Source organism: Leucobacter alluvii, from assembly GCF_039530485.1.
Lineage (GTDB): Bacteria > Actinomycetota > Actinomycetes > Actinomycetales > Microbacteriaceae > Leucobacter > Leucobacter alluvii.
In genome coordinates this window covers 71,313-96,582 of record NZ_BAAAOP010000003.1, presented here as the reverse complement: position 1 = coordinate 96,582, position 25,270 = coordinate 71,313, and the positions used below count along the sequence as shown (strand labels likewise).

29 protein-coding genes are annotated in these 25,270 nt (G+C 62.6%); 11 read left to right on the top strand and 18 right to left on the bottom strand.

Features of this window, described 5'->3' with window-relative positions; all coding sequences use genetic code 11:
* Positions 1 to 71 precede the first annotated feature (71 nt).
* The 4 genes from ABFX18_RS02505 to nrdH form a co-directional block, all read right to left on the bottom strand.
* Positions 72 to 260: a hypothetical protein gene (locus ABFX18_RS02505; protein WP_010155294.1), complete on the bottom strand. Its 189-nt coding sequence runs from the start codon at positions 258 to 260 to the stop codon at positions 72 to 74.
* Positions 261 to 352: 92 nt separating this feature from the next.
* Complete coding sequence (locus ABFX18_RS02500) at positions 353 to 1,012, bottom strand: hypothetical protein (RefSeq protein WP_346057261.1); 660 nt, start codon at positions 1,010 to 1,012, stop codon at positions 353 to 355.
* Between the two features lie 165 nt (positions 1,013 to 1,177).
* On the bottom strand, positions 1,178 to 1,729 hold the full coding sequence (locus tag ABFX18_RS02495) for a thermonuclease family protein (RefSeq protein ID WP_346057260.1): 552 nt from the start codon (positions 1,727 to 1,729) through the stop codon (positions 1,178 to 1,180).
* A 114-nt stretch (positions 1,730 to 1,843) separates the two neighbouring features.
* Positions 1,844 to 2,071 (bottom strand): glutaredoxin-like protein NrdH, encoded by a 228-nt coding sequence (gene nrdH / locus ABFX18_RS02490; protein WP_346057259.1) that lies wholly within the window; start codon positions 2,069 to 2,071, stop codon positions 1,844 to 1,846.
* Positions 2,072 to 2,629: 558 nt separating this feature from the next.
* On the opposite strand from nrdH, the gene ABFX18_RS14225 reads away from it, so the two are divergent.
* The 11 genes from ABFX18_RS14225 to ABFX18_RS02445 all read left to right on the top strand — a co-directional run bounded on the left by ABFX18_RS14225 (position 2,630) and on the right by ABFX18_RS02445 (position 12,850).
* Positions 2,630 to 3,142, top strand: a complete 513-nt coding sequence (locus ABFX18_RS14225) for a DUF6153 family protein (RefSeq protein ID WP_428833624.1) — start codon at positions 2,630 to 2,632, stop codon at positions 3,140 to 3,142.
* A 274-nt stretch (positions 3,143 to 3,416) separates the two neighbouring features.
* Positions 3,417 to 4,256 carry a F510_1955 family glycosylhydrolase gene (locus ABFX18_RS02485; RefSeq protein ID WP_346057258.1) on the top strand — a complete coding sequence of 280 codons (840 nt, stop codon included), beginning with the start codon at positions 3,417 to 3,419 and terminating at the stop codon, positions 4,254 to 4,256.
* A 328-nt stretch (positions 4,257 to 4,584) separates the two neighbouring features.
* A complete protein-coding gene (locus tag ABFX18_RS02480) occupies positions 4,585 to 5,358 on the top strand; it encodes a M23 family metallopeptidase (protein WP_346057257.1) in 774 nt (257 codons plus the stop codon).
* 221 nt (positions 5,359 to 5,579) lie between these two features.
* On the top strand, positions 5,580 to 5,861 hold the full coding sequence (locus ABFX18_RS02475) for a metal-sensitive transcriptional regulator (protein ID WP_010155301.1): 282 nt from the start codon (positions 5,580 to 5,582) through the stop codon (positions 5,859 to 5,861).
* A 31-nt stretch (positions 5,862 to 5,892) separates the two neighbouring features.
* The gene (locus tag ABFX18_RS02470; RefSeq protein WP_346057256.1) at positions 5,893 to 6,216 is read left to right on the top strand and encodes a heavy-metal-associated domain-containing protein; all 324 of its coding nucleotides are present in this window, start codon (positions 5,893 to 5,895) and stop codon (positions 6,214 to 6,216) included.
* 176 nt (positions 6,217 to 6,392) lie between these two features.
* Positions 6,393 to 8,453 (top strand): heavy metal translocating P-type ATPase, encoded by a 2,061-nt coding sequence (locus tag ABFX18_RS02465; RefSeq protein WP_346057398.1) that lies wholly within the window; start codon positions 6,393 to 6,395, stop codon positions 8,451 to 8,453.
* Positions 8,454 to 8,485: 32 nt separating this feature from the next.
* Positions 8,486 to 8,947 carry a DUF6153 family protein gene (locus ABFX18_RS14220; RefSeq protein WP_428833623.1) on the top strand — a complete coding sequence of 154 codons (462 nt, stop codon included), beginning with the start codon at positions 8,486 to 8,488 and terminating at the stop codon, positions 8,945 to 8,947.
* A gap of 85 nt (positions 8,948 to 9,032) precedes the next feature.
* A complete protein-coding gene (locus tag ABFX18_RS02460) occupies positions 9,033 to 9,632 on the top strand; it encodes a DUF305 domain-containing protein (protein ID WP_346057255.1) in 600 nt (199 codons plus the stop codon).
* 267 nt (positions 9,633 to 9,899) lie between these two features.
* Positions 9,900 to 10,595, top strand: coding sequence for a DsbA family protein (locus ABFX18_RS02455; protein WP_346057254.1), 696 nt, complete (start codon positions 9,900 to 9,902; stop codon positions 10,593 to 10,595).
* Between the two features lie 601 nt (positions 10,596 to 11,196).
* Entirely contained in the window at positions 11,197 to 12,012 is an 816-nt protein-coding gene (locus tag ABFX18_RS02450) for a glycine zipper family protein (protein WP_346057253.1), read from the top strand.
* 247 nt (positions 12,013 to 12,259) lie between these two features.
* A complete protein-coding gene (locus tag ABFX18_RS02445; RefSeq protein ID WP_346057252.1) occupies positions 12,260 to 12,850 on the top strand; it encodes a recombinase family protein in 591 nt (196 codons plus the stop codon).
* A gap of 87 nt (positions 12,851 to 12,937) precedes the next feature.
* On the opposite strand, the gene ABFX18_RS02440 is transcribed toward ABFX18_RS02445, so the two are convergent.
* The 14 genes from ABFX18_RS02440 to ABFX18_RS02375 form a co-directional block, all read right to left on the bottom strand.
* Positions 12,938 to 13,342: an arsenate reductase ArsC gene (locus ABFX18_RS02440; RefSeq protein WP_346057251.1), complete on the bottom strand. Its 405-nt coding sequence runs from the start codon at positions 13,340 to 13,342 to the stop codon at positions 12,938 to 12,940.
* A 24-nt stretch (positions 13,343 to 13,366) separates the two neighbouring features.
* Positions 13,367 to 14,503 carry a DUF6804 family protein gene (locus ABFX18_RS02435; protein WP_346057250.1) on the bottom strand — a complete coding sequence of 379 codons (1,137 nt, stop codon included), beginning with the start codon at positions 14,501 to 14,503 and terminating at the stop codon, positions 13,367 to 13,369.
* Complete coding sequence (locus tag ABFX18_RS02430; protein WP_143025971.1) at positions 14,500 to 15,141, bottom strand: signal peptidase II; 642 nt, start codon at positions 15,139 to 15,141, stop codon at positions 14,500 to 14,502. The genes ABFX18_RS02435 and ABFX18_RS02430 overlap by 4 nt, the downstream gene beginning before the upstream one ends.
* Positions 15,138 to 16,796 carry an apolipoprotein N-acyltransferase gene (gene lnt / locus ABFX18_RS02425; RefSeq protein ID WP_010155338.1) on the bottom strand — a complete coding sequence of 553 codons (1,659 nt, stop codon included), beginning with the start codon at positions 16,794 to 16,796 and terminating at the stop codon, positions 15,138 to 15,140. Before lnt ends, ABFX18_RS02430 begins: the two co-directional genes overlap by 4 nt.
* Before the next feature lie 49 nt (positions 16,797 to 16,845).
* Complete coding sequence (gene ccsB, locus ABFX18_RS02420; protein WP_010155339.1) at positions 16,846 to 17,853, bottom strand: c-type cytochrome biogenesis protein CcsB; 1,008 nt, start codon at positions 17,851 to 17,853, stop codon at positions 16,846 to 16,848.
* Between the two features lie 2 nt (positions 17,854 to 17,855).
* Entirely contained in the window at positions 17,856 to 18,596 is a 741-nt protein-coding gene (locus ABFX18_RS02415) for a DsbA family protein (RefSeq protein ID WP_010155340.1), read from the bottom strand.
* The gene (gene resB / locus ABFX18_RS02410) at positions 18,593 to 20,314 is read right to left on the bottom strand and encodes a cytochrome c biogenesis protein ResB (protein WP_346057249.1); all 1,722 of its coding nucleotides are present in this window, start codon (positions 20,312 to 20,314) and stop codon (positions 18,593 to 18,595) included. Before resB ends, ABFX18_RS02415 begins: the two co-directional genes overlap by 4 nt.
* Positions 20,295 to 21,059 (bottom strand): cytochrome c biogenesis CcdA family protein, encoded by a 765-nt coding sequence (locus tag ABFX18_RS02405; protein WP_010155343.1) that lies wholly within the window; start codon positions 21,057 to 21,059, stop codon positions 20,295 to 20,297. The genes resB and ABFX18_RS02405 overlap by 20 nt, the downstream gene beginning before the upstream one ends.
* Entirely contained in the window at positions 21,056 to 21,637 is a 582-nt protein-coding gene (locus ABFX18_RS02400; RefSeq protein WP_158053169.1) for a TlpA family protein disulfide reductase, read from the bottom strand. Before ABFX18_RS02400 ends, ABFX18_RS02405 begins: the two co-directional genes overlap by 4 nt.
* 121 nt (positions 21,638 to 21,758) lie before the next feature.
* On the bottom strand, positions 21,759 to 22,148 hold the full coding sequence (locus ABFX18_RS02395) for a hypothetical protein (protein ID WP_010155345.1): 390 nt from the start codon (positions 22,146 to 22,148) through the stop codon (positions 21,759 to 21,761).
* Positions 22,149 to 22,264: 116 nt separating this feature from the next.
* A complete protein-coding gene (locus tag ABFX18_RS02390) occupies positions 22,265 to 22,642 on the bottom strand; it encodes a hypothetical protein (protein ID WP_010155346.1) in 378 nt (125 codons plus the stop codon).
* Positions 22,642 to 23,562, bottom strand: a complete 921-nt coding sequence (locus tag ABFX18_RS02385) for a cytochrome c oxidase assembly protein (RefSeq protein ID WP_346057248.1) — start codon at positions 23,560 to 23,562, stop codon at positions 22,642 to 22,644. Before ABFX18_RS02385 ends, ABFX18_RS02390 begins: the two co-directional genes overlap by 1 nt.
* 49 nt (positions 23,563 to 23,611) lie before the next feature.
* Complete coding sequence (locus tag ABFX18_RS02380) at positions 23,612 to 24,367, bottom strand: M23 family metallopeptidase (protein WP_346057247.1); 756 nt, start codon at positions 24,365 to 24,367, stop codon at positions 23,612 to 23,614.
* Between the two features lie 460 nt (positions 24,368 to 24,827).
* The gene (locus ABFX18_RS02375) at positions 24,828 to 25,250 is read right to left on the bottom strand and encodes a hypothetical protein (RefSeq protein WP_010155349.1); all 423 of its coding nucleotides are present in this window, start codon (positions 25,248 to 25,250) and stop codon (positions 24,828 to 24,830) included.
* Positions 25,251 to 25,270: the final 20 nt, after the last annotated feature.

Genomic DNA, 25,270 nt, shown 5'->3' with positions numbered 1-25,270 from the left:
CTCGTAACAGCAGAGCGCCCTGCCGCGGTGAATACCGTGGCAGGGCGCTCTGCTGTTTGGCAGGTGCGTTTCTAGTCGATGCGCTGCCAGCTCAGGAGCATCGCGTCTGCTGGAATCGGGCACGCGATCTTCGCGGCTTCCCAGGTGGATGCTTGGGCTCCCTCGATGAGTTCGCTCACATAGTCGTCAGACTTTCGGAGGTGCCGTTGGTCCTCAGCGATGGTGGAGGCGTTCGGGTAGATGAGAGCTGCAGCACGCATACGCTCAGGATAGATGCCTGCCTATAGATCAGAGCACCCTCGCGCGGTGTGAACCGCGCCAAGGTGCTCTGTGACGTTGACGAGCGCTGAACTCAGTACATCGGACCCGCCGATGGTGCCTGCCGCTGGTGCTGCGATGCCTGCGCGGTAGGGCCATGAAGGGCATCGTGTGTGGACTGCTCACGAGCGCGGTGGTTCACCCAGTCGGCCGTGAACTCGATGAGCGCTTCGACTTCGTCCGTTTCGTATGTGCGCGTCCCCCGCAGCTTCCACTCGGCACCGGTATGAGCGCGGGTGTACCGGTCGACCTCCCACGAATTCGGTATGCGGTCCGGGTCTGAAGAATCGGTGCCGATGTACTGCTCAGTGAAGGCGAGGCGGTGATCGTCGGCGGTGTTCTCGATCACATAGTGTCCGATGCCGAAGCTGTCCGGGTCTCCTTCGTACATGGAGACGGCTTTCTCGTGCTGCGCGGTGATGACCTGAAGCTCTTGAGCGAGCAGCAACATCGCGGCCTCGCGCGTTTGCCGTTGGCTGCTGGTTTCCACGGCGAGTTCGACGTCCTGGTGCTCGTCGACGCGGAGGATGTAACCGGCCTCGGTCTTCTGCACCCATCCGGTGAAGACCGTCTCACCGAATTCGTTGGTGAAATCGACCTTGCCGAAGTCGTCCGAGGCGGTACCGGCACCGGTCGACCAGGGCTTGGGTTCGAGCCGGTAACCGGAGTCATAGGCATTCACGTTCTCGGGCATCTGCGTCTCCTTGCTGGTGGTACTCCCCCGGTGATGATCCGCTGCACGGGATCTCGGGGCTCACCACCTAGACGCAGCACTCAGCGCACTTCCCCCTCACGATCCGCCTCAAGCTATTCAGCACAGCTCGCAACGTTCACATGCCAGTTCCGCCGCTCTGCCTGCTCAGTTCGTGGGCGTACACGCTCCCCAGAGCCCCGCTTCAGCATCGCGGGCGCTGCTTTCCGCACCGCGAAACTCGGCCTGGCCGATGTACGGCTTGGAGTACGTGTACTCGTGTCCCGCGCCCTGCTCTATGAGCTGTTCGGCCACGTTGCCGGCGTCGGTGTGGAGGTGGCGCAGGAGACGCCCGTACCGGTCGACGTCGCCCTGGGACGGGTCACTGATGAGGTCGACGTCCCGGCCGTCGAGCAGCGAGGCGAGTGCAGTGCGAGCATCCTGCGCCCAGCATTCGTCTGCGGCACCACCTCGGCCGATTTCTGGGGTATCGATGCCGATGATGCGGACGCGGTTCACGGTACCCTCGGCGTCGACGGTCTTGATCGTGTCTCCGTCGATCACTGCAACCACCTGCTGCGTCGATGAGTCCATCGCCGTATCGGGGCTCGCGCCCGGAGCGTCGACGTCGATGTTCTGCGTGGCGATGACGGTTGCGATCGTGACGGCCCCGAGTATGACGGCGAGCTTCGTGACGCGGGTGACCGTGCGCTTATTCAAGCATCCTCCTGAGCTGGGAACGGCGAGGTACCGCACTGAGGGCACTCATCGACAATGGCGATGTACGAGACTGATGCGTGGCGACCGCAGTTGGTGCAGATCATCATGATTCTCCTAGGCGGTGAGGCCGGCGATTTTGTCGGGTCGAAACCCACTCCAGTTGTCGTCGTCGGTAACCACGACGGGGGCTTGCATGTATCCCAGTTCCTTGACGGTCTGGAGTGCGGCTTCGTCGGTCGAGAGATCCACGATGTCGTAGACGATCCCTTTGCTGTCGAGAGCGCGATAGGTCGCGGTGCACTGCACGCAGCTGGGCTTGGTGTACACAGTGATGGTGTTCATGGTGTGCCTCCTGTGACCTAGATGCGGTACCCCGCGCTGTTCGTGATTTCTTCCCTCACGTTTTTTGCCGTGAAGGCACGTATGTGCCTGCGGAGGCGCGCAGCGTGGAGCCTGACCGGAGGGGCACCCCTGCGTGGCGCAGACACGCGAGGGTGTACCGTCAAGCAACGCCGCGTAGCCGGGGGTGCGACCGGTTGGGCGGAACGCGAAGTGGCCGTATGCTGCCGAAGGCTTCACTGCATAAAACGGGGCGTAGCCCGAGAAGAAAAGAGCCGACCTCCGTGCTGGCTCCTCCAGGCGCACGACTGCGCACGATCCGATGACGGGTGAATGTGAAGAGGTTACTTAGCGTGCTGATCGCGATCGGCATGGTCGTCGCGGCTGCCTACGTGGCCCTCGTCATCCACATGGACACTACGTGCCACCTCCCTGACAAATTCTGCGTCAAGGAAGTTTCCTGGCTCAATTAGGCCCTCGGCCTGGCAAGAACCAGTAGCTCTCGGCTTCTTGACTTTAGAGATACCCAGATAAAAGTGCTAGCGTGCACGGCAGTCCGAGATGAGATTGAGTACCGTGAACCCCATTCCGCAGCAACGCGCAGGCCACCGGCCTCATGCGTATCTCTGGTTCGCGGCGGCTGGTCTCATCGTTTTGGTGATTGCCGGTCTCCTAGGGATGCACACACTGAGTGTCAGCTCCACGGAAAACGGCAGAGGCACGGGTGCTCAACCTTCGGCCGTGACTTTATCTGACGTCGTGGGGAATCATGGTGTTGACGTTCTAACTCCTGCTGCGGGCATCGGTGACCCAAGCTTGGTGAGTGGTACGGCGCACACCGATTCATCGCCTTGTGGTGTTGAATGTGATCCAGTCGGACATTCCGATGAACACGGGATGCTGGCTATGGCGTGTGTTCTAGCTCTGATGATCGGGTTGCTCATACTCAGGCGGCCTCTCTTCAGACGCCTAACGCACCTTCACAGGGCAATATTTCTGCCCTTTTCTTACCTTTTTGTGGCGCGCTATGTCAGGCCGCCCTCCCTCATCTCGCTGTCGATCAGTCGAACCTGAATCGACCCCGGCGACCGCACGTGTGCTCTGAGTGACCTGTCTCGGTACGGCCAGTATTGGCCAATTCTTCTCGAGTTGAAATTGGGCATAGCCATCGTTCCGTGTTGACTCTGAAACAAGAACGAGTCGAGCGCACCGGTCCAAATTTTGCTTTGGACACTGCATGTGTATCCGAGCGCTTATTCATGCCCAGACGCGGAACTGAGCTTCTTGCAGCTCTGGGCTCAGACAGAATTAGGGCGTTTTACGCCTCAGTAGAAATTCGGAGAACATAGTGAAGAGATCTTTCGCTGCCTTCATCCTCACCATTGGAGCTTTTACTGTCGTGGGGTGTGCATCTCCAGGCAATCCCCCTGCTGATACGTCTCCGCCGCGTATCGAGCATGTGCACTCCATCGCGGGCGACCCCAGAAGTGAGGGCGTTCTCCTCGGCACACACAACGGCATCTTCACCGTCACCCTCGGTGGCAAAGTAGATGGTCCTGTGGGAGGCAACGACTTTGACGCGATGGGATTCACCCTTCTAGGGGACGCTTTCATAGCGTCGGGTCATCCCGGCCCAGAGACCCCAGAACAACTCGGTTCCCCAAACCTGGGCATCATTCGAAGCGATGATCAGGGCAAGAATTGGGAATCAGTGTCAATGAATGGTGTCGAAGATTTTCACGTGCTTACAGCTAGCTCAGACGGCACTCTCTACGGCGTTGGCTCGTCGGAGCAAGTCCTGCTCCGAAGTTCGGATGCTGGGCTCACCTGGGAGAAAGGCGCCCAGATCGAAGCCGTTGACGTCACGAAGGCAAACAAATCGGTGTACGCATTGACCAAGGATGGGCTTCAACTGAGCGCGGACGATGGAGACACCTTTGTCCCGGTTGCTGAGGCTCCGCTCTTCTACGCAATTGAGGCGAAAAGCAATGGAGCGCTCGTCGGGGTCGATGTTGAAGGGACTCTCTGGCAAAACGACGCGCAAGGGAACTGGGTTCAGATTGCGCAGGCCGAGGGGACCGTACAAGCCCTAGGTATCGCACTCAGTGACGCTCCGGTCTGGGTTGATGATCGTGGCGTGGTCGAACTCGCGACGGATGAAGTCAGAGTCATTGCCGGAAAAGGCTAACGAGCGGAGTTACGCGCATGAACCCCAATCAGAACCCCTTCAAAAATTCCACTGCGTTTATCATCGCAATCCTTGTGCTGACGGCAGCTATTGCAGTCATAGGATATGCAGCGATCGGAGCATTGTTCTCGTGAATTTCTCATTTCCCGCTGAGGCACAGCAGACACCCAAGAGCGCGGCATCCGCCTCAAGTAGTCGGACGGGTAGCGGCCGTGGCGCTGTGCGACCACAGCAGTTGACTCCTCACGGCCGTCTGATCACGTCACCTCCCCGAGCGTCTGGCAGGCAGCGCGGTCGCACCAGACTAGGACCCTCAGGAGAGTCCTACATGACACCGCTCCCTGCCTGGAATATCAGCACCAAAGACACCCCATTCACCGGTTTTTCGACCGTTGCTGATGAAACCTCCCATTCGGGGTTACTGACGAAACGCTCCTGGAAACGTATCGTCTCTGCGGCCTCCTCATTTGTTTGTGTGGGAGCGCTGCTCACTGCCACCCTCTTCCCGTTGAACAGCTCAGCCGCCGAGCCCCTCACCAACCGGGCATCGGTACAACCACAGAAATTATTCAGTGAAGAAGACGCTGGACCCGTAGCGGATGCCTTGCAAGCAGTCTCCATCAAGACCATCCCCCTGCCGCCGGATGTAACCGCCGAGAAAGGACTGGTCGACGCGAGTTCGCTCTCTGGCTCATCCGTGCGATACCCCTTCGACGAGCAGTGGCCAAATACCGATAGCTTCGGCTATCGCACCGAGCCCGTCGCGCAATTCCATGACGCCCAGGACATTGGAGCGCCAGGAGGCACATCAATTCGGGCGATTGCAGGTGGTGTCGTCTTGGAGGCTGGGTTTGCAACTGACGGTTGCGGATTCGGCCTCAAGCTGCAGCACAACATCAATGGGCAAGACCTCACGAGCCGGTACTGCCACATGGAAGCCAACTCGCATTCCTATCAGGTGGGCGACACGGTCAAGATAGGTGATGAAGCCGGTCGAGTTGGAAACACCGGTATGTCCTTCGGACCTCATTTGCACCTTGCCCTGCGGTTGAACGGTGAACCCATCGATCCGCTCCCGTACATCCAAGCGAACGAAAAGTGAGATGAACGCTCTCTTTCGACGACGCTCTGGTTCAAACCCCGAGAGGACCACATTGGATCCAGGGCGACAGTAGTCTCGTAGCCGTTTGCGAGGCGCGGACGTGACCTCCGGGCGAGCACGAGCATTCCGGTAGCTGAGCGGGAGGCTCACGAGCGGTCGGCGGCATGGGCGTCCAGCATCACCTATTGCAATTTATACCCCCTGGGGGTATCGTGCATCACGTGAACGGTTACGAACAGAACAAGGACGACTTGCAGAAGCGATTGCGTCGTGTCGAAGGCCAAGTACGCGGAATCGCGCGGATGGTTGACGACGACAAATACTGCATAGACATTCTGACGCAGGTCTCAGCCGCGACGAAAGCGCTTGAAACCGTCGCCCTATCGCTCCTCGGCGACCACCTCAGCCACTGCGTTGCTGAGGCAAGCGCAGAAGGCGGCCAAGTAGCTGCCGACAAGATCCGTGAAGCTCAGGACGCAATCGCACGATTGGTCCGTTCCTAAACCCAACCCGCTCGACTCGGAGGAGAACATCATGATTGACAGTTTCGATGCCCCGCAGGTGGACATCATTTCGGGCTCCTCTTGTTGCGCGAAGCCCGTCACCTCCGATACCACTCGTGCAACGAAGACCGAAGTGACCAACGAGATCCTCGTATCCGGCATGACTTGTTCCCACTGCGTTGCAAGCGTGACCGCAGGACTCACGAGTATCAGCAATGTCGAGAGCGTTTCTGTCGAGCTCAACGCCAGCGGTATTTCGCAGATAACTCTCAAAGCCACGGCCCCGGTCGACGCTGCCGCGATTCAAGGCGCTATCGAGAACATTGGATATTTCGTGGAAACTCGCTTGATCTAGCAGTCGGGTGTTCCGACAATGAGAACGCCTGAAGCGTTCGACGCATGATTTGTCACCGAAAAGGTGCATGATCGAAGGAGACGTCAATGAGCCAGCTCGACCCTGTACAAAGCGAACCAGCAGACCACGGCATTCTTCCAAGTGACGCTTCCACGTCAGGGAATACCCATGGTCACATGACGCACGAGCATGTTAGCCACCGGGGTCAGGCTCCTGCAGCCGGTCACTCCGAGCACGGACACTCGGATCACGGAGGCCACGCAGGTCACGGAGATCACGTGGCAGGGTTTCGGAAACTGTTCTGGCTCATGCTCATCCTCGCCGTGCCCGTCGTGGGATTTTCCACGATGTTCTCAATGCTGCTGGGCTATTCGCTGCCGGAGGCTCAGTGGGTGAGCTGGGTATCCCCTCTCCTTGGCACCGTCATGTATGTATGGGGCGGCGCCCCATTCCTCACGGGCGCTGTCAGCGAGCTTCGCGCCCGCAAACCGGGCATGATGCTCCTCATCGCCCTGGCGATCACTGTCGCTTTCCTCGCTTCCTGGGGTGCGAGCCTCGGGATATTGCACCACGAGCTGGACTTCTGGTGGGAGCTGGCGCTACTGATCGTCATCATGCTTCTAGGCCACTGGATTGAGATGCGATCTCTCGCTCAGACCACTTCTGCGCTCGATTCGCTGGCCGCGCTTCTTCCTGACGAAGCGGAGAGGGTCGAGGGGCAGAGCACCATCACCATCGCTCCCGAGGATCTCGAAGTTGGCGATGTCGTCGTGGTCCGCCCGGGAGGGCGTGTACCTGCCGATGGGCGGGTCATTCAAGGTTCCGCCAGCATGAACGAGTCGATGATCACTGGCGAATCTCACCCAGTTCGTCGCAGCGTCGGGGATCAGGTCGTTGCCAGCACTGTTGCGACCGATTCAGGCATTCGTGTTGAAATTACGGCGGTAGGACAAGACACCGCGCTTGCCGGTATCCAGAAACTTGTTTCTGAAGCGCAAAACTCGTCGTCCCGGGCGCAGCGACTAGCCGACCGCGCCTCTGCGTGGTTGTTCTGGTTCGCTCTCATCGCAGCAGCAATTACCGCACTCGTGTGGACGGTGGTTGGTTTGCCTGATGCTGCGGTGATTCGCACGATCACTGTCTTGGTGATCGCGTGCCCTCACGCCCTTGGCCTCGCAATTCCTTTGGTGGTTTCCATTGCCACTGAGCGAGCTGCACGAGGAGGGGTCCTCGTGAAAGACAGGCTCGCATTGGAAAGCATGCGGACGATCGATACGGTGCTGTTTGATAAGACGGGAACCCTTACCGAGGGCGCGCCTGCTGTAACGGCTGTGCACCCGGCGGGGCAGCTCGGCCCAGATGCACTGCTGGCCCTCGCGGCGGCAGCAGAAAACGATTCTGAGCACCCTCTCGCTCGCGCAATCGTGAACGCAGCGAAAGAACAACAGTTCGCCATCCCGAACGCCACGGACTTTGAGTCATCGCCGGCTGTCGGCGTCCGAGCTCGAGTCGATGGTCGCATCGTGCAGGTCGGCGGTCCCTACCTGTTGCAGCAGGAACATGTAGAGGAACTTCCCATTGCTGAGCTGTGGCGAAAAGAAGGGGCGATCATCCTGCATGTTCTCATCGAGGGAAAGGTGGCCGGCGCTCTGCGGCTTGCCGATCAAATTCGGCCTGAGTCTCTTGCCGCCGTCACCGCTCTGAGAGAACGCGGCGTTGACGTCGTGATGATCACTGGCGACGCTGAAGCCGTCGCCGCGACTGTATCAACGGATATCGGTATTGATCGTTACTTCGCAGGCGTACGGCCCGAAGACAAGGCCTCCAAGGTTAAAGAACTGCAAAACGAAGGACGCAGAGTTGCCATGGTCGGAGATGGCGTAAATGACGCACCAGCTCTCGCCCAAGCCGACGTCGGAATCGCTATCGGTGCTGGCACCGATGTAGCGATTGCATCAGCCGGAGTGATTCTCGCAAGCGATGACCCCCGGTCGGTGGTGTCGGTCATCGAGTTGTCGCGAGCAAGCTATCGCAAAATGAAACAAAACCTGTGGTGGGCGGCCGGATATAACCTCATTTCTGTTCCACTGGCTGCCGGCATACTCGCCCCTATCGGGTTCGTGCTTCCGATGTCGATAGGCGCGATCCTCATGTCGCTTTCCACGATTGTTGTGGCCCTGAACGCCCAACTACTGCGCCGCCTGGACCTCCGCCCAGAAGCAGTTGTCAGAAGGTAACTCGCGAGCTAGCAGTACGTACGCTGGAATGGATGGAGGTGCACATGACTGTGGTCGCCACGATGGGACCTGTACGTGATTCGCGTTCGCGAGTTCGTGCACTCTTCACGATGCTCGCCATCACGGTCGGAGTTATCGCGGGACTTCTCGCAATGCACTCTCTCAATTCGCACCTGGTGCCGGCTCGGCACAATGCCACCGTGGAAACGCAGAACATGGTCGGGTTCGCTCACCCTGGTGCCGATGAAGCGGCGTCGGACAGTGACCCTGCAGGTACTCCTTCACACGGATGCATGAATTGCACGGGCAGCGTTACTTGGATGGAATGTGCTCTCGCGCTCCTCCTCACTGTCGCACTCTTCATTGGTATCCGTTTGAGCTGGCGCACCGGTGTGTTCCGAGAAGGAAATAGCGCGCGCGTCTCGCGATGGAAAGCACACATCCGACCCCTTCCGCCGCCTTCGTTGGTGGCGCTCGGAATCAGTCGAACTTGAACAGGGATGAGCCGGCATTAGCGCTGGCATTTCCCACTTCTACTCACTCGTATTGAGCATCCTCAGCGAATTGGAGAATCCACTCATGAAAACTCGTACCGCGGCGACCGCCGCGATCACACTTACGGCAATCCTCACCCTCGCTGGCTGTGCCGGAAACACCGACACAAGTAGTGACATGACCGGGATGGACCACGGGAGCACCAGTAGTTCAGAAGCTGCAACTGCTGAAGCAAACGAAGCAGACACCATGTTTGCCAGCATGATGATCGAACACCACAGCCAGGCGATCGACATGTCCGACACCATCCTCAGCAAGGGGGGTATTGATGAGCGGGTCGTGTCGCTCGCAGGCGAGATCAAAGATGCCCAGGCACCGGAAATCCAGCAGCTGGAAAGCTGGCTTGAAGATTGGGGTGCCGACACCTCGGATATGGGAAGCATGGATCATGGTGCCGGCATGATGTCCGAGACGGACATGCAGGCCCTCGACGAGGCGACTGGCGTGGAAGCCTCACGGCTATTCCTTGAGCAGATGATCGAGCATCACCGTGGCGCTATCGATATGGCTCAGGATGAAGTTGACAATGGCTCAAACCCGGATGCGGTTGCGTTGGGGCAGAAAATCATGGACGACCAAACAGGTGAGATTCAAAAGATGGAAGAGATTCTGGCGTCTCTATAGTCAACAGGGTGGGACGGCCATTTCTAGTCGCCCCACTCACCCCTGCGGGGACCGTACAAGAGCTGCGGTCCTTCCGGCCTATAGGGTCAGCTGATCCTGCGACCGTGGCCGGGCGGCAAGTAGATTGCTTGTTGCAGCCGCGAGTTTAGTTAACCGAAGCCGTGTCTCCAAGAAATGCAGTCCCCTCTGGAGCTGCATCGCGATTGGAACACCCTCTGGCCTCCCACGCCTCGTCCCATTCCCCCGCTTGTGATCATCGGAGAAATCTTGGAGAAATCGACTCTCCCATCTTCTTGCGGACGGCTCAGTACGTCGACCAAGGCTGCGATCATTTCCGTGCCAGCAGTGTTGCTTGTTGCAGCCATCGCAATTCTCTGGACCATATTCAGTCGCCCCGAACCCGTTGCGTTGCCGACCGGAGACAAAGCGGCTCGAACGCTCGCCGAAGATTCCCACTATTTGGACTCAGCGGGTCCGGATGCGCCCACGGTCGTCGAGTTCCTTGATTTCGAGTGCGAGGCCTGCGGTGCTCTCTACCCATACATTGAGCAAATACGTGAGGCGTACGACGGCCGGATTAACTACGTCGTCCGGTACTTCCCCCTCGATGGTCACTTCAACTCCATGAACGCCGCCATCGCGGTTGAAGCTGCAGCCGAGCAAGGCAAGTACGAGGACATGTTCCATCTCATGTTCAAAACACAGAAGCAATGGGGGGAAGGCCGTGATTCCGAGGCCGAACTTTTCCGAGGGTACGCCGAGCAGATCGGCCTCGATATGGAACGGTTTGATAATGCGATTGCGGACCCTGATACGCAGGCTCGAGTCCAAGAAGACTTCGACGCAGGTGAAGCCCTCGGTGTGACAGGCACCCCGACCTTCTTCCTCGACGGGGAAATGATCGAGCTCACAGGTCCAGAAGACCTACCCAACGCGCTCGATGCTGCGCTCTCGGCGGAGTAGCGCCATGCCAACTTGCGCTTAAGCCGTTCCCCCAACGGGCTTGTCGGTTGTGAGCGTCGGGTTCCCACTTTCGAAGGAACAACAGAGGCTAGTTTCATGCATCCTTGCGGCGAATGATTCTCGGCTCCGAGAAAACAGTCCTTTTGCGTGCGCATCAGGCGGTCAAGGGGTGTCGCCGCCAAATACTTCCCGTGGCTTAGCCCTGCACCTAAAATTAGCTATACCTGTCAAAGAGGACAGCGCGTATAAAGGAGTTCCCAATGACGTACCACTCGATCAACCCCTCGGACCCAGATGTTTGGCATGACAACGAAGGTTGCCCTTCAGGGAAGCAGATCCCACCGCAAAACAGACGATCCGGCAAAGGCCCATACACCCGCAAGTGCGAGCGCTGCTAAGCGCGTCCTTGTCCGAAGATAGGCGGGGGCCCATACGTTCTTGACGGGCTCCCGCTTTCGGCACAGCGGCTAACTCGCTGCCCCTTTGCCGACCTTCGGCAAGCTCTGAGCGTCGGCCGCGGTCACCTACTTTGGAATAGACGACGAGGTTGGACGGCATAACTTTTTCCGCCCATAGAGACAAAGAAGAGACAAAGGGTCACGTGAGCGAAAAAGACGGCAACGATTCTGCACTTCAGAACATGATCATTTCAGGATCGGGTGCGCTCGGAATCGCAACGGGCGCAGCGGTTGGCACCCTTGTTGCAGGCCCAGCCGGAACTCTCATTGGCGCGGCGACGGGTGCTCTCCTGCAGGACGGCATGAAGTCGGTGGCAGGAGACATAGCATCGCGGTTCACCGCCGAAACCGAGCGAGAGCGAATGGGTGCAGTCTACATTTTGGCTCAATCCCAAGTCGTGCAGCGCCTGAATGATGGCAAGAAACCGAGGTCGGCTTCTTTTTTCAGGCCACGCGAGCGTAAGAAAGGGAAGATACTTCGCGCAGAGGCCGAAGAACTGCTCGAAGGCACTTTCTTGGCAGCACAAAACGCCTTTGAAGAACGGAAAATTGAACTGCTGGCGAACTTCTACACCAACGTTGTTTTTCGGGACGATCTCGACTCGAGTCACGCAGCTTACATACTTTCACTCCTCGAATCACTCACGTACCGACAGTTGATAAGCGTCGTTGTCATCGGTAACGGCACTCTGATGAACGCCATTCGCACGAGGGATTTCCGAGGCGGTGGAGGACTTGAACCGCTTCAAGTGGGTGTGCTGTTCGAGCTTTATCAGTTAGTCAAGCTCGACTTAGTTACGGATGCAGATGCGAGCTACATTCTTGGGGTCGCTGATATCAATCCGTCCAGGTTGCGGTTGCAGGGCACGGGAACAGAGCTCTTCAAGTTGATGGCGCCGCTGGCTCTGGATTTCGATGACTACGGTTACTTCGTCAACGCGTTCCAGCCTATTCATTGAACTCACGCTGAGTTGTCACCGATCTTAGACGTCGCATGAAACATCATCCCGTTCGGACCACGTCACATGCCCGTGCAACGGCTAAGGGCGGCATAGTTCTCACTGATACTCCGTGCCCGTAAGGCGGTCGCTCACCGGGCGCTCATTCCGCAAGAACCCCGCTGCGGGAACATAAGGGATCCAGGTGCTCGTATACCCCGCCCGATTAAATGCCCGCTGACGGGGCCATAAATGCGACACTAAGTACATGAGCGGGTTAAAAATTGGGTACGCACGTGTTTCGACTAGCGGGCAAGACCTCACCGCGCAGCGTGAAGGACTCATCGCTCTCGGCGTCGACCCGGAGAACATTCACGTCGACCACGGCCTCACCGGCACCAACCGCAGTCGCCCCGGACTGCGCGAGGCGCTGGTCGCGGTGCGTGCCGGCGATACGCTCGTTGTCACCAAGCTCGACCGACTTGCACGGTCACTACCCGATGCCCGAGATATCGCCGACGAACTCACTCGTAAGGGTGTCGCACTCAGCCTGGGCGGATCAATTTACGACCCTGCCGACCCGGTAGGCCGGCTCCTATTCAATGTGCTCGGGATGGTCGCGGAATTCGAGGCAGATCTTATTCGAGCCCGCACTCGTGAAGGAATGGCGATCGCGAAAGCTGCCGGGAAGCTCCGCGGGAAGCAGCCCAAGCTCACGGCTACAAAGCGCCGCCATCTGCTCGCCACTCACGCGGCTGGCACCCATACGCAGACGGAGCTCGCCGAACTGTTCGATATCTCTCGCGCCACGGTGTACCGCGAGCTCCAACGGGCCCTACCCCCCAAGACTGCTATCTAGCGCCGCGAAGAAGGTACCTCTTATCCTGAGGTGCGCGGTGACAACCTACGTTGCACCTCACAAACGGTCGCTTCTAGGGCTTGTGAGCTACACCAATTCGCTCACAAGCTGACTGATGCGTGTACGGATCTCGTCACGGATGGGTCGTACTGAGTCAAGATCCTGCCCGGCCGGATCATCAAGCTTCCAGTCTTCGTAGCGTTTCCCGGGGAAGAACGGGCAGGCGTCTCCACAGCCCATTGTGATGACAACGTCAGAGGCCTGTACCGCTTCTGTGGTGAGTACTTTGGGCTGCTCCGAAGTGATGTCGATACCGAGTTCCGCCATCGCGGCGATGGCCATTGGGTTGATTTGATCGGCTGGGATCGAGCCCGCCGATCGAACCTCGATGCGGTCTCCGGCGATGTCGCGCAGAAATCCTGCGGCCATCTGGGACCGGCCAGCGTTATGCACACAGACGAACAGTACGGAGGGCTTATTGGTGTCAGTCATGAATGAGTCGCTCCAGATAGTTGGTTAGTGGGTGAGGCCGTCGACGAGGGTGCGGACTCGGGCGGCAATGTCATCCCGGATGGCTTGCACGCCCGCGTCGGACGCGAGAGCGGGATCGCCCACGGCCCAGTCCTCGTAGCGGACGCCCGGGATGATGGGGCATACGTCTCTGCACCCCATCGTGATCACCACGTCTGCAGCACGAATCGCATCGTCGGTGAGTGGTTTCGGGAACCGATCAGCCGCGGCACTTTCCCCTTCGATGTCCGCAATCAGTGACCGCACGTGAGGGTGGATCACATCGGCCGGTTGGGACCCTGCCGAGCGAGCGATAACGCGTCCGTCCGAGATCTGATTCACGAGCGCTGCGGCGAGCTGGGAACGACCGGCGTTTGCGACGCAGACAAACAGCACTTGAGGTGCGGATGTGTCGTGATGTTTCGTGAAGTCGCTGATGCGTTGGCGGGCGAACCGTTCGGTGAGTGGGATGAGCGCAGTGGTCACTCGTGCGGTGCTGGCGAGCGCAGTGTAGGACTCACGCACGATGGAGCGAACGATCTGCGCGTCAAGCTCGGGTACTTCTGCGGCGAGCTCGTCAGCGAGTCGGGTCACACGGGCATCAAAGTCCGGACGCACCACGTCTGACTGAGTATCTAGCGGCCCTGTCAGTGCGGCCGGGGCGAACGATTCGAGTAGCGCCGTGACTGCTTGCTGCCGGCCGGGTGTGATCCGGTACCAAACCCACGTACCACGCCGCTGCGCCGTGAGGACGTCAACTTCTTTGAGTACTTTCAGATGGTGGGACACGGTGGGCTGGGAGACGGGTGCGGTGTCACGGGACCGTTTGATGAGCGCACCGGCGATCAGAAAAGTACTACCGGCGAGTGGCTGGGCGAGGATCCAGAAGATGCCGCTGAACTCGAACGGGTAGACAGGGTTCCAGATCACGGCGATCGCGACGAAGACGGGCACCCACCACCAGTGACGGGCCTGTACCGCGAACCAGACGACGATGAGCGCGAGGATCGCGATGACAAAACGAAAGACGGTGAACCATTCGGTGCCAACGAAAGCGACGCCGACGACGAGCGTGGCGAGGGCAATAAATCCTGGGAGCAGCGCGTTGCGCTGATAGGACGGGGTCTGCTGTTTCTGACTCATGGATGCGTCGTCTCTGTTCGCGTCGCCACGGAATTGGGGGTCGGTGGGTCGGCTTCGTGATTCTCGACAGGATCGACGGTGTCTCGTGTGCGGGAGACCGCGTGGAGACGCAAGGCGCCGATGCCGTAAAGCACGACGCCGGCACCGATCGCGACATCGGCGATGTTGCCGATAAATAGCTGCCCATAGGTGAGGAAATCAGTGACCGCGCCGCTGCCGAATCCCGGCGGGGCGAAGATGCGGTCAGTGAGATTACCGAAAGCCCCACCGAGGATCAACCCGATCGAGGCGGCATAGATGCGGTGCTCCGTGCGGAGTGCGGCCCGGACAAGGAGCACGGAGGCGACGATCCCGAGCAACGTGATGAACGGGGTGAGCTGGGAACCGATCGAGAACGCGGCCCCGGTGTTGAAGGCGAGCTGCAGCCCAAAATGATCACCGAGCAGGGGGATGCGATTCTCTGTGTCGAGGAAGTGCAGGGCGAGCTGCTTGCTGATCACGTCGAACGCGATCGTGAGAGCGGCAATGGCGCAGCTGTAGACGAACAGCAGTCGGCGGGAGGGGCGACGGTTCCTAGGCTGCATCGGAGGGTCGGTACGCTCATCGGCGGGCGGGTGGTGTTGTGGTTTGTGGGTCATGATGCTTTCGTTGGGGGTTTGGCCGATGCGCCGCTCTCGGTCAATTCGGGCGCGGTCGGGTGGGGCGTCGTGCGGCTCCGTCGCCCCTTGAGCAGGCCCAGTGTGAGGAGCCCGCTTAGCGCGGCGATGGGGATGAGTAGGGTGAGGGTCGAGCCGACGAGGACGGCCGGGGTGAGCCCGGTGCGCAGCGGCACGGTGGTGATGGCGGCGTCCGGTGTATCGGCGGGGGCGCCGTCGATAAAGGTGCCGTCAGGGGTGATGACCTGGCTGGTGCCCACGGTCGAGACGTTCACGACGGCACGACCGGTTTCGATGGCGCGCATGCGTGCGAACTCGAGCTGCTGCAGGTTCTCATCGGTGCCTCGAAAGTCGGCGTTGTTGGTTTGAAAGACGTAAAACTTCGCCCCGCCACGCGCCCCGTCCCAGATCACCGTGTCGTAGATGACGTCAAAGCAGATCGCGAGACCAACCTGAATGCCGTCGACGGAGACGAGCGGTGGGTTCGTGCCCGGGGTATATTCGCGTTGGATGAGGCCGACGAGGTCTGGCACGATGCGTTCGTAGAACCACCGGTCGGGCACATATTCGCCGAACGGCACGGGGTTCACCTTGTCGTGCAGCTGCTCAGCATCACCGCCTTCCCAGAGCATCGAGGTGTTGTAGGTGTCCTCGCCTCGCACGGTGGCCGCGTTCATGAGGAGCGGGGCCCCGGCTTCGGCGACGACAGCGTCGAGGGTGCGGGCGGTGGCCGGGGTGTTCAGCGGATCGGAGTCGACGCCGCCCTCGGGCCAGACGAGCAGATCCATCGCTTCGCCGAGGATGGCGTCGCTCGCTGCGCGTTGGGCGGCGAGCACATCGCCGGGGCTGCGCGGGTCGAAGTAGCCGGCGGGCCCGTCGCCCTGCACCCAGCCGACGCGGAGGCTGCCCGCCTCGCTCGTGGGGAAGGCCGGCATGAGCAGGAGAGCGAGGATCACCGCTGCGGGGAGCAGCCTGGTGCGCGTCCGGGGCCGGATGGCCCAGTCGACGACGGTGGCGCAGAGCCAGACGATGAGGAAGGTGAGGCCGGTGACGCCGACCCAGGAGGCGGCTTCGGCGAAGGGGCCGCCCGCCTGGGACATGCCGATTCTGCCCCAGGGGAATCCGCTGTAGGGCCAGGTGCCGAGGAGGAGTTCGCGTGCGGCCCAGAGCGCCGCGATGAGCGCCGGGAGGAGCAGCGTGCGGGCGAGGCGATGCCGGAGGGCCGCGCCCCAGCGGTAGGCGAGCGCGATCGGGATCGCGCCAAGGGCGAAGAGCAGCGACTCGAGTCCGGCGAGCGCGACCCAGGGGATCGGGCCGAGGAACTGCACGACCCACATGAGGTGCGTGAAGTAGAACGCGGCACCGTAGGCGAGGCCCACGAGGAACGCACCCCCGACGCTGCGGCCCACGAGAGCCCAGAGGCCGCCGGCGATGCTCAGGAAGGCGAGCGGCCACCAGCCGACGCTCGGGAACGCGACGTCGAGCAGCAGGCCCGAGAGGGCGGCGACCGGGATCGCCGCGCCCCACGGCAGGCCGTGCGCGGCCGGAGTGCTGCGCGACGACGGCGCCGCGTGCGGTGCCGCTGCGTGGGGCGCATTGGGGTCGTCTTGTGCCGGTCGTGTCTCCGTGGTCGTCACCGCATCCTCCTTCCTGGTGCTCGTATCTCGGGCGTGGTCGTGGGGCGGCTCAGCTGACGCCGGAGTAGGCGTGCAGGCCCTGGAAGTAGAGGTTGACGATGGTGAAGTTGAAGATCACCGTGGCGAAGCCGATGAGCGACAGCCAGGCCGACTTCGTCCCTCGCCAGCCTCGGGTGGCGCGGGCGTGGATGTAGCCCGCGTAGATCACCCAGATCACGAACGTCCAGACCTCTTTCACGTCGAAGCCCCAGTAGCGGCCCCAGGACTCGTTCGCCCAGATCGCCCCGGCGATGAGGGTGAACGTCCAGAAGATGAAGCCGAGGATCGCGAAGCGGTAGGCGAGCGTCTCGAGCACGTCGGCCTTCGGGAGCGTGCGCAGGTAGCCGCGGTCGGGGGCCACCTCGTCGCCGCCGGCGGTCTTGATCCGTTCGCGGCGTGCCTGCAGCAGTTGCATCACGGAGAGGCCTGCCGCGATCGCGAGCAGCGCGGTGGCGAGTGAGGCGACGAAGACGTGGATGATGAGCCAGATGCTCTTGAGCGGATCCATCAGCGGGGTCACTTCGACGTAGAAGGAGATCGTCGAGCCGCCGAGGAAGAACACCACCATGCCGACGATGAAGACGCCGAGGAATCGGAGGTCGTACCAGCGCAGGGCGACGAGGTAGACGGCGACGATCAGCAGGGTGCCGATGAGGGCGAACTCGTACATGTTCGCCCACGGCACCCGTTCGGCCGCGATCCCGCGCGTGACGGTGGCGGCCAGATGGAGGGCGAAGCCGAGCGCGGTGAACGCGATGCCCAGTCGTGCGAAGTAGCGCCGTGACCGCTCGGCGCCGGGCACGCGGAGGCTCCCCTCCCCTGCCCCGTTCTCCGCTGCGGGCGTGGGGCCGCCGGCGGCTCCGACGAGCACGGCCTCTCGTTGCTTGACCGGTGCGGCTGAGGCGCGCTGCGAGAGGTCGTAGGCGAAGGCGAGGAACGCGAGGACGTAGATTGTGATCGCCGACCAGACGGCGAGCACGGAGAACTCGTCGAGTGCGGCCTGCAGTTGCAGATCCATGGCTACTCCTTGCTCTCCGCGATCGCCGCGTCGAGGGCGTCGGTGATGTCGGTGACGGACTGCGGCTGCAGCAGCTCGCCGTTCAGGAAGAACGTCGGGGTGCCGCGCACGCCGAGTGCCATGCCCGCGTTGTGATCCTCTTCGACCCTCGCCTGGGTCGCAGGATCGGCGACGGCCGCATCGAAGGCGGCCATGTCGAGCCCGAGCTCCTCGGCGTAGTTGCGGATCTTGTCGGCCTGGGAGGTCTGCTGCTCCGCCCATTCGGGCTGCGATTCGAAGAGCTTCTGGTACATCTCCTCGAACTTGCCCTGCTGTGACGCGGCCTCGACCGCGATGGCGGCGTTCATCGAGTTCGCGTGGTTGGTGATGAAGTAGCGGGGGACGTAGGTGATCTGGCCGTCGTACTGCTTACGGATTTCCTCGATCACCGGGTAGACGGCGCCGCAGGCTTCGCATTCGAAGTCGAGGAACTCGACGAGCACCGGCGCGCCCTCGCCGGCGTCGTCGAGGACGTGCGAGTTCTCCTGCACGAGCGGCACGTCGCTCTGCGTGGGGGTTCCGCCGCCCGTCCCGCTACCGTTCGACGACTCGCCGGGTGCCTGGACTTCGGGACGGTTGAGCACCGAGATGAGGATCAGGATGAGCGCGATGAGCAGCACGGCGGGGATCGCGATGAGCGCCGCTTTCTGCGAGGTGCTCAGTTTCTTGGTCGGTTTCTGCACGGTGTGCGGGGGCCGGTTCATGGGGTTCCCTTCTTGAAGTGTGGTGACGGTAGTTGCTCGGCGATGGCCGAGAGGTGGCTGGTGCGGAACTGCTCGATGGAGCGTTCGAGGGCGGGATCCTCGCCACGGGCGAGGCCTGCGTACTCGATCTTGACCTTGCGTTCGCCGACGACCGGGTCGGTGAGGGTGGCCTTCACCCAGAGTCGGCGGCGCGGTATGAGCAGGCCGGTGATGAGGCCGACGGTGGCGAGGATGGAGAAGATGAGCACCCAGGTGGCGCCGGTGTCGCGTTGGATCTGCAGGGAGACGAAGCGCTTGATCGGCTCCTCAGCGCCTTCGGTGACGGTGAGATCCTCGAAGGTGATGGTGCCCATCCCGTTCGGGAGGTCAGCGGTGTCGCCCGGGGTGAGCTCGATCGAGTCGACGCCGGTGTCGCCGCCGGTGATCTGGGTCATCGACTCGGTGTCGAGCTGGTACACCGAGCGCGGGGTGCCGTCGTCGATGCCGAGGTCGCCCGTGAACACGTTGAACGTCATCATCGGGTTGTAGAGATCGGGGAATACCGAGTAGTAGGCGCCGGTGTCCAGCGTGCTCTGCGTCGGGTACAGGAAGCCTATGAGCCCCACCTGCTCGGGGAGCCCGTCGGGGACTTTGATGACGCCGAGCGAGGTCATTGCGGAGTCCTGCGGGAGGAACGGCTGGGGCTCCTGGTAGACGACGTCGCCGGCGGCGTTGCGGATCGTGATCATCGGCGCGTAGCCGTTGCCGAGGAGGTAGATGCGGTCGCCGTTCACCTCGATCGGTGAGTTCACCCGCACTGTCTCGGCCCGGCTGTCGTCGTCGCCGGGCTCGCGGATGGAGAGGTGTGCGGCGAAGTTGCCCGCCTGCCCCGCGCCGGGCAGCCCCGGATCGACGTACTCGACGTCGAATCCGTCGAGGCTCAGCGCGTAGGGGGTGAGCGAGCTCCGGTCGAAGTTTCGGCCTGGCGAGAATGAGGAGTAGGCGCTCTCGCTGTTCACGAAGGTGGTGCCTTGCACGATGACCCGGTCGCCGGTGTAGTTGAGGCCGGTGCTCAGGAGCACGGTGACGAGGATCCCGACGAGTGCGGAGTGGAAGACGAGGTTGCCGGTTTCGCGCAGGTAGCCGCGTTCAGCGGAGACCGACCAGGAGCTCGGGGTGTCGTAGCGTGCGGTGCGGTATCCGCGATGGCGCAGCTCGCTCTCGGCGATCGCGACGGCTTGGGCGACGTCGGCCTCGGAGGTGCGGCCTGCGACGATCTGCAGTTCGCTCGAGGAATAGCCGACCATGCGCTGCAGCCGCGCCGGGGTCTTCGGCGCCGGCGCACGGAGCGCTTTCGCATGATGCTTGATCCTCGGGATGATGCAGCCGATGAGGGAGACGAACAGCAGCAGGTAGATGGCCGAGAACCAGGCCGAGCTGTAGACGTCGAACAGCTGCAGCGTGTCGATGGTGGGGGCGAGCTCGGGGTTGTCGTCGAAGTACTTGACGACGCCGTTGGGGTCGGCCTGGCGCTGTGGGAAGAGCGAACCGGGGATCGCGGCGATCGCCATGAGCAGGAGCAGGATGAGGGCGGTGCGCATGCTCGTGAGCTGCCGCCATGCCCAGCGCAGCCAGCCCCGCCAGCCGAGCCCGACCTCGCCTCCGCCGCGTTCGGTGGAGTCGACGTGATCGCTCGGGCGTGCGGGGAGGGTGTCGTTGTCAGAGCGGGAGTTGGACATTCGCCATCACCCCCTGCAGGGAGGACATGAGACGTGTCCAGAGCCCGCTCACCATGAGCAGGCCGAGCAGGACGAGCACGACGCCGCCGGCGATGTTGATGGTGCGGATGTGGCGGCGCAGGAACGACATCGAGCGGGTCGCCCAGCCGAGCCCGAGGGCGAGCAGCAGGAACGGGATGCCGAGGCCGAGCGAGTAGGCGACGCCGAGCAGCCCCGCACGGATGGGATCGCCGAGGTTCCACGAGACGGAGATGATCGCGGCGAGGGTCGGCCCGATGCACGGCGTCCAGCCGATGCCGAGGGCGAGGCCGAGTAGCGGGGCTCCGGCGAGTCCCAGGCGTGCTCGGAAGCGGGGGCGGACGGTGCGCTGCATCTTGCGGAAGACGCCGACGAAGGCGAGGCCCATGACGATCACCACGACGCCGAGGATGCGGGTGGCGATGTCGGCGTAGGAGAGGAAGACTTGGCCGAAGACGCCGCCGAGCACGGTGACGGTGACGAACACGACGGAGAACCCGACGATGAACAGGAGCACGCCGAGGAGCAGGCGCCGGCGCTGTGCCGTGGTGCTGCCTGCGGGTGCGGTGCTCTGTTCGACGGGGGCGACGGCGGAGCCGAGGTAGCCGAAGTAGCCGGGCACGAGTGGGAGCACGCACGGGGAGGCGAAGGAGACGAAGCCGGCGAGAGCGGCGATGAGCACCCCGGCCCAGAGTGCGCCGTCGAAGACGAGATCGCTCGGGCTCATGAGGTCTCCGCGAGTGCGTCGGCGACGAGCGTGTCGAGGATGGAGGCCGATTCGAGTTGCCCGATGATGCGGGCCGTGACCCGCCCCTCACGGTCGAGCACGAGCGTGGTGGGGGTGGCTTGGATCGGGGTGACGCCGGCGAAGGCCTGCTTGACGCGGCCGTCGTTCACGTCGATCACGCTGGGGTAGGTGATGCCGTTCTCTTCGGCGAAGGCGACGGCGGTTGCGGGCTGGTCGTAGATGTTGATGCCGAGGAATCCGACGCCCTCGTCCTGGTAGTTCTGCCAGACCTCTTCGAGCATGGGGGCTTCGATGATGCAGGGGCCGCAGGCGGCGTACCAGAAGTTGACGACGTACACCTGCCCGGCGTAGTCGTCGCTTGACACGGGGTCACCGTATTCGGTGGTGCCGCTGAAGCTCACGGCGGCGCCGCGCTCGTCGACGGGGATCTCGACGATGCGGCCGTCGGAGGTGCCGCTTCGTTCGCTGCCCTGCTGGTACTGTTCCGACATCGGCTCGGCGGCGGTGCAGCCGATCAGCCCGGTGCTGATCGCGGCGGTCGCCACGAGTGCGGTCATCAGCAGGTACGTCGTTCTGGACGTCCTCAAGTTCTCGGTTCTCCTCAATCCTCAACGCGCGGTCGCGGGCACGGCGGACGTGCCGGCCCGTTCCTGCCCCAAGGGGCAGCGTGAGGAGCGCTTAGATGCGCAGGAGACTGAGGTGGTGCAGGCCGAAGCGATGCCGGCCGCGATGGTCGAAGGCGGCAGCTGCGGCGATCGGGGCGAGCTGGGGTCGCTGGCGCTGGAAGCGCAGCTGTCGGCAGCGGAGCAGGAACACGATCAGCGTCGCCAAGGCGAAGCCGCAGAGGATCCCGAGCAGGCAGGTGACGACGCCGATCACGATGCCGTCGCTGGCGGCGGCCTCCCCCGCTGTGTCGACGAGGTGCCCGACGGCGACGTCGACGGAGGCGGCAGCGACCGTGCTCGAGGCGGCCGCCGGCGTGGACAGGCCGACGTCATCGGCATGGGAGACACCCCACAGGCCCACGACGGTGACGATTGCGGCGAGGAGCAGCGTTGCGGCTCTCATCGTGAATCGTCGCCGCGTTGTGCGGGCGCTGCGGGAAACTGGGAACACACCCCGATTGTAACGAGCGGGTGCTCGCTGATCATGGGAATGGACTGACTCGCACGCCATGCTGCGGCCTATTGGAGGGCGATGAGCAGGCTGAGCACACCCATCGCGAACGTGTAGGGGGCGAGCGTCATTTTCTCGTACTTGCTCTTGGAGAGCAGGCTGAGGATCACGCTGAACCCGAGGTGGGCGACGATGAGCCACATCACCCAGAAGCTGAACTCCTCGGGGAGCACAGCGATGGTGCCGCTGCGATCGAGGGCGATGAAGACGATGAAGGCGTAGCGGAGCACGGCGGAGATCGCGCCGAAGCGGAGGTTGAGCGGGAGGGTGGTGTGTTCTCCGCCCCAGGCGAACTTGCCGAGCGGCGCGCCGGCGGCCAGAGCGATCTGGAAGATGGCGAGCAGGCCGAGCATCCCGGTGAGCGCGAAGGTGAGGACGGTCGCCATCACTGCTCCTTTCCGAACTTAGAAGCGAGGTAGGCGTTGTAGGCGTCCAGCTCGGCATCCTCCTGCGCTTCGCGGCGTTTCGCTTGCCGCAGATCGCTGGTGCGCCATTTGGAGATGGTGACGATGAGCACGATGATCAGCGGCAGCTCTCCGTACGACCAGATCAGGCCGCCGGCGATGGCCTGGTCGAGGGCGCGGCTGATCCCCCAGGCGTCAGGGTCGGCGGCGTACCAGCGGAACATGGGCTCGGTGCTGCGCAGCAGTATGAGTCCAAAGGTCGCGTGGATCTGGATTTCGAGGAGCACGTCGACGATGCGCACGACGAATGAGGGGGCGCGCGGCAGTGGGTCGAGTGACCACAGCGGGGCGGCACCGATCATACCGAAGGCAAGGAACAGGGTGAGCAGGATGAGATGCCCGGACGGGAGCTCGAGGAACCAGCTCACCGTGTCGGTGAAGTAAAGGGTGGGGAAGGCGAGAACGGCGATGATGATCACGGTGGCCGGGTGCAAGAGCACCCGGGCGGTGCGCGAGCGGTAGGCGCAGAGGGCCAGGCGCAGCACGGGGCGCCCGACCCCGCGGCGCGGGGTGGAGCGCAGCAACAGCCGGCCCGGGGATCCCATGAGCAGGAACGGGGGCACGACGACCATAAGCGTAATCTGCTGAAAGAGCAGCACCGCGACGAGTTCCTCGGCGTAGGCGTTCGCGGTCAGGCCGGTTGCCGCAAACCATATGACGCATCCGAACGTGAACAGAAGCGTCGAACTGATACCCCATCGTTTGCGGCGCATCCATAGGGAGATCGCTCCCGCGAGGTATAGGGCGAGGCAGACGATGGCGAGCCAGGCGAGCGGCGACACGCTGAGCAGATCGAACTGGAAGAGGTCGCCGAGCTCGAGGCTGGCCTTCGCGGGATACACGGGCAGGGGATGTCCTTACTGAGGCCGGCGATCGCTCGCCGGGGAGGGGCTACTTCGAGTTCGCGGCGATGAACGGCAGCGGATCGACAGGTTCGTCTTCGACGCGCATCACCAGGTGCAGGTGGTTCCCGAAGGACATGCCAGTGGTGCCCACGAGCCCGGCTTGGTCTCCGCCCTTAACGGGTTGCCCAACCTGCCAGGAGTGAGAGTTCGCCTGCATGTGGCAGTACCGGCTAAACACGTTCTGCCCAGCGACCTGGTGCTGGACTTGCAGCGAGAAGCCGCACCCGTCGGAGGCCCAACCAGCCTCGGTAATCACACCGTCTCCGACGATGCGGATCGGGGTGCCGCCGGCGGCGCCCATATCCTGCGCGTCGTGGAAGCCTGCAACCGGCGCGGGGCGGTACCCGAAGCCATCGGTAAGGGGCACTTCCTGGGCGAAGGGGTATTCCAGCTTCGTGTCGGCGAGACCGCTGACAGTGAGCGACCCGCCGTTCAATCCGAGGTCAGGAGCGGCGATGGTGACCGGGGAGATCTGGATCTCGTCGATGAGCGATGGGGTGTCGATGGTGTCCCCAGTGACGAAGGCCTGTTGTCGGTTTGCGAGCACGGGGCTGTCGGCGAGTGCGGCGGTGGTCGCCGGGAAGACGGCGCCTGCGACGAGTACGGCGACGCTGGCGAGCGCCGAGCTGCCGACGATGAAGCTGCGCAGCCTCGGACGACGCCGCTCCGGGCTCTCCTGGGCGACTGCCCCGCCACCTGGGGCAGTCGCCCCTCCGGTAAGGGGGTTAGCGATGGGCGGCATCGGAATCAGGGGACGCAGCGCCGATGGCGAAGCAGCGGCTGCATGCTTGGATCGGCGGGGCTGTGCCGAGGCTTCGGCCGGCCGGTCGTCGAAGACGACGGGTTCGACCCAAGTGCTCCGCTTAGGCTCCGCGGACTGCTCTGGGTACCGGCGGCGCTTCAAAAGACGACTCCGAGGACGAAGAACGAGGCGATGGCGCAGACGATGCTCGCGCCCAGGGTGCCAAGGGTGAAGAGGAAGTGCTTGGCTTCGATCGGTGAATCTGTGGAGTTCAAAGTGCTTTCTCCTGATCGGGGGCGCTCCTGCGCCCGCGTGAGGTTCGAGGATCCGCGGTGCCGGACGGCGTCACGCCGAGGGCAGCGCTCACACGGGGCCAGGGAAGCTCTCAGCGAGAATGCGGCACCTCGTCGAGGCGCGCGGAGCTTCGCGGGTTACCCGTGCGTGGGGTTCCCGGTACCGATCAGGTGCGAGAGATCGAGTGAAGTAGCAGCAGTGGCTGCGGGCGCGCGGGGGCGCGGGGCAGAGCGACCGCCCAGTCGCGGATCCTGCCGAGTCGCTGCTGCAGCCAGGGTCGCCGGGTGAAGAGGACGAACAGCATGAGGGTGGCGAGCATGCTGAGCATGCAGACCGTGAGGAGATCGAGGTGCCAGCTTTGCACACTGCCGTGGGCGGCGAGCTCGCCCCCTTCGACGATCGTGTCGCCTGGGGCTGCCGAGGCGGTGGTGCTGCTTGCTGCACCCTCGGCCACGACGGGGACGCTGGCGAGTTCGGTGCTGTGCGCCCGCAGCCCGGCCAGGCCGAGGACGACGAATGCACCGACCCAGACGAGGGTGAGGAGCGCACGCCGAGACAGCGGTCGTCGCGCCGCCGAGCGTGCACCCATCACTTCGTCACCTCCATAGT

What these genes read in the sequence shown, in the direction of transcription:
- ABFX18_RS02505 (WP_010155294.1), bottom strand. Translation starts at nt 260, where the DNA reads ATGCGTGCTGCAGCTCTCATCTACCCGAACGCCTCCACCATCGCTGAG.
- ABFX18_RS02500 (WP_346057261.1), bottom strand. Translation starts at nt 1,012, where the DNA reads ATGCCCGAGAACGTGAATGCCTATGACTCCGGTTACCGGCTCGAACCC.
- nrdH (WP_346057259.1), bottom strand. Translation starts at nt 2,071, where the DNA reads ATGAACACCATCACTGTGTACACCAAGCCCAGCTGCGTGCAGTGCACC.
- ABFX18_RS14225 (WP_428833624.1), top strand. Translation starts at nt 2,630, where the DNA reads ATGAGATTGAGTACCGTGAACCCCATTCCGCAGCAACGCGCAGGCCAC.
- ABFX18_RS02480 (WP_346057257.1), top strand. Translation starts at nt 4,585, where the DNA reads ATGACACCGCTCCCTGCCTGGAATATCAGCACCAAAGACACCCCATTC.
- ABFX18_RS02470 (WP_346057256.1), top strand. Translation starts at nt 5,893, where the DNA reads ATGATTGACAGTTTCGATGCCCCGCAGGTGGACATCATTTCGGGCTCC.
- ABFX18_RS02465 (WP_346057398.1), top strand. Translation starts at nt 6,393, where the DNA reads ATGACGCACGAGCATGTTAGCCACCGGGGTCAGGCTCCTGCAGCCGGT.
- ABFX18_RS14220 (WP_428833623.1), top strand. Translation starts at nt 8,486, where the DNA reads ATGGAGGTGCACATGACTGTGGTCGCCACGATGGGACCTGTACGTGAT.
- ABFX18_RS02460 (WP_346057255.1), top strand. Translation starts at nt 9,033, where the DNA reads ATGAAAACTCGTACCGCGGCGACCGCCGCGATCACACTTACGGCAATC.
- ABFX18_RS02445 (WP_346057252.1), top strand. Translation starts at nt 12,260, where the DNA reads ATGAGCGGGTTAAAAATTGGGTACGCACGTGTTTCGACTAGCGGGCAA.
- ABFX18_RS02440 (WP_346057251.1), bottom strand. Translation starts at nt 13,342, where the DNA reads ATGACTGACACCAATAAGCCCTCCGTACTGTTCGTCTGTGTGCATAAC.
- ABFX18_RS02435 (WP_346057250.1), bottom strand. Translation starts at nt 14,503, where the DNA reads ATGAGTCAGAAACAGCAGACCCCGTCCTATCAGCGCAACGCGCTGCTC.
- ABFX18_RS02430 (WP_143025971.1), bottom strand. Translation starts at nt 15,141, where the DNA reads ATGACCCACAAACCACAACACCACCCGCCCGCCGATGAGCGTACCGAC.
- ccsB (WP_010155339.1), bottom strand. Translation starts at nt 17,853, where the DNA reads ATGGATCTGCAACTGCAGGCCGCACTCGACGAGTTCTCCGTGCTCGCC.
- ABFX18_RS02415 (WP_010155340.1), bottom strand. Translation starts at nt 18,596, where the DNA reads ATGAACCGGCCCCCGCACACCGTGCAGAAACCGACCAAGAAACTGAGC.
- resB (WP_346057249.1), bottom strand. Translation starts at nt 20,314, where the DNA reads ATGTCCAACTCCCGCTCTGACAACGACACCCTCCCCGCACGCCCGAGC.
- ABFX18_RS02405 (WP_010155343.1), bottom strand. Translation starts at nt 21,059, where the DNA reads ATGAGCCCGAGCGATCTCGTCTTCGACGGCGCACTCTGGGCCGGGGTG.
- ABFX18_RS02400 (WP_158053169.1), bottom strand. Translation starts at nt 21,637, where the DNA reads ATGACCGCACTCGTGGCGACCGCCGCGATCAGCACCGGGCTGATCGGC.
- ABFX18_RS02395 (WP_010155345.1), bottom strand. Translation starts at nt 22,148, where the DNA reads ATGAGAGCCGCAACGCTGCTCCTCGCCGCAATCGTCACCGTCGTGGGC.
- ABFX18_RS02390 (WP_010155346.1), bottom strand. Translation starts at nt 22,642, where the DNA reads ATGGCGACCGTCCTCACCTTCGCGCTCACCGGGATGCTCGGCCTGCTC.
- ABFX18_RS02380 (WP_346057247.1), bottom strand. Translation starts at nt 24,367, where the DNA reads ATGCCGCCCATCGCTAACCCCCTTACCGGAGGGGCGACTGCCCCAGGT.
- ABFX18_RS02375 (WP_010155349.1), bottom strand. Translation starts at nt 25,250, where the DNA reads ATGGGTGCACGCTCGGCGGCGCGACGACCGCTGTCTCGGCGTGCGCTC.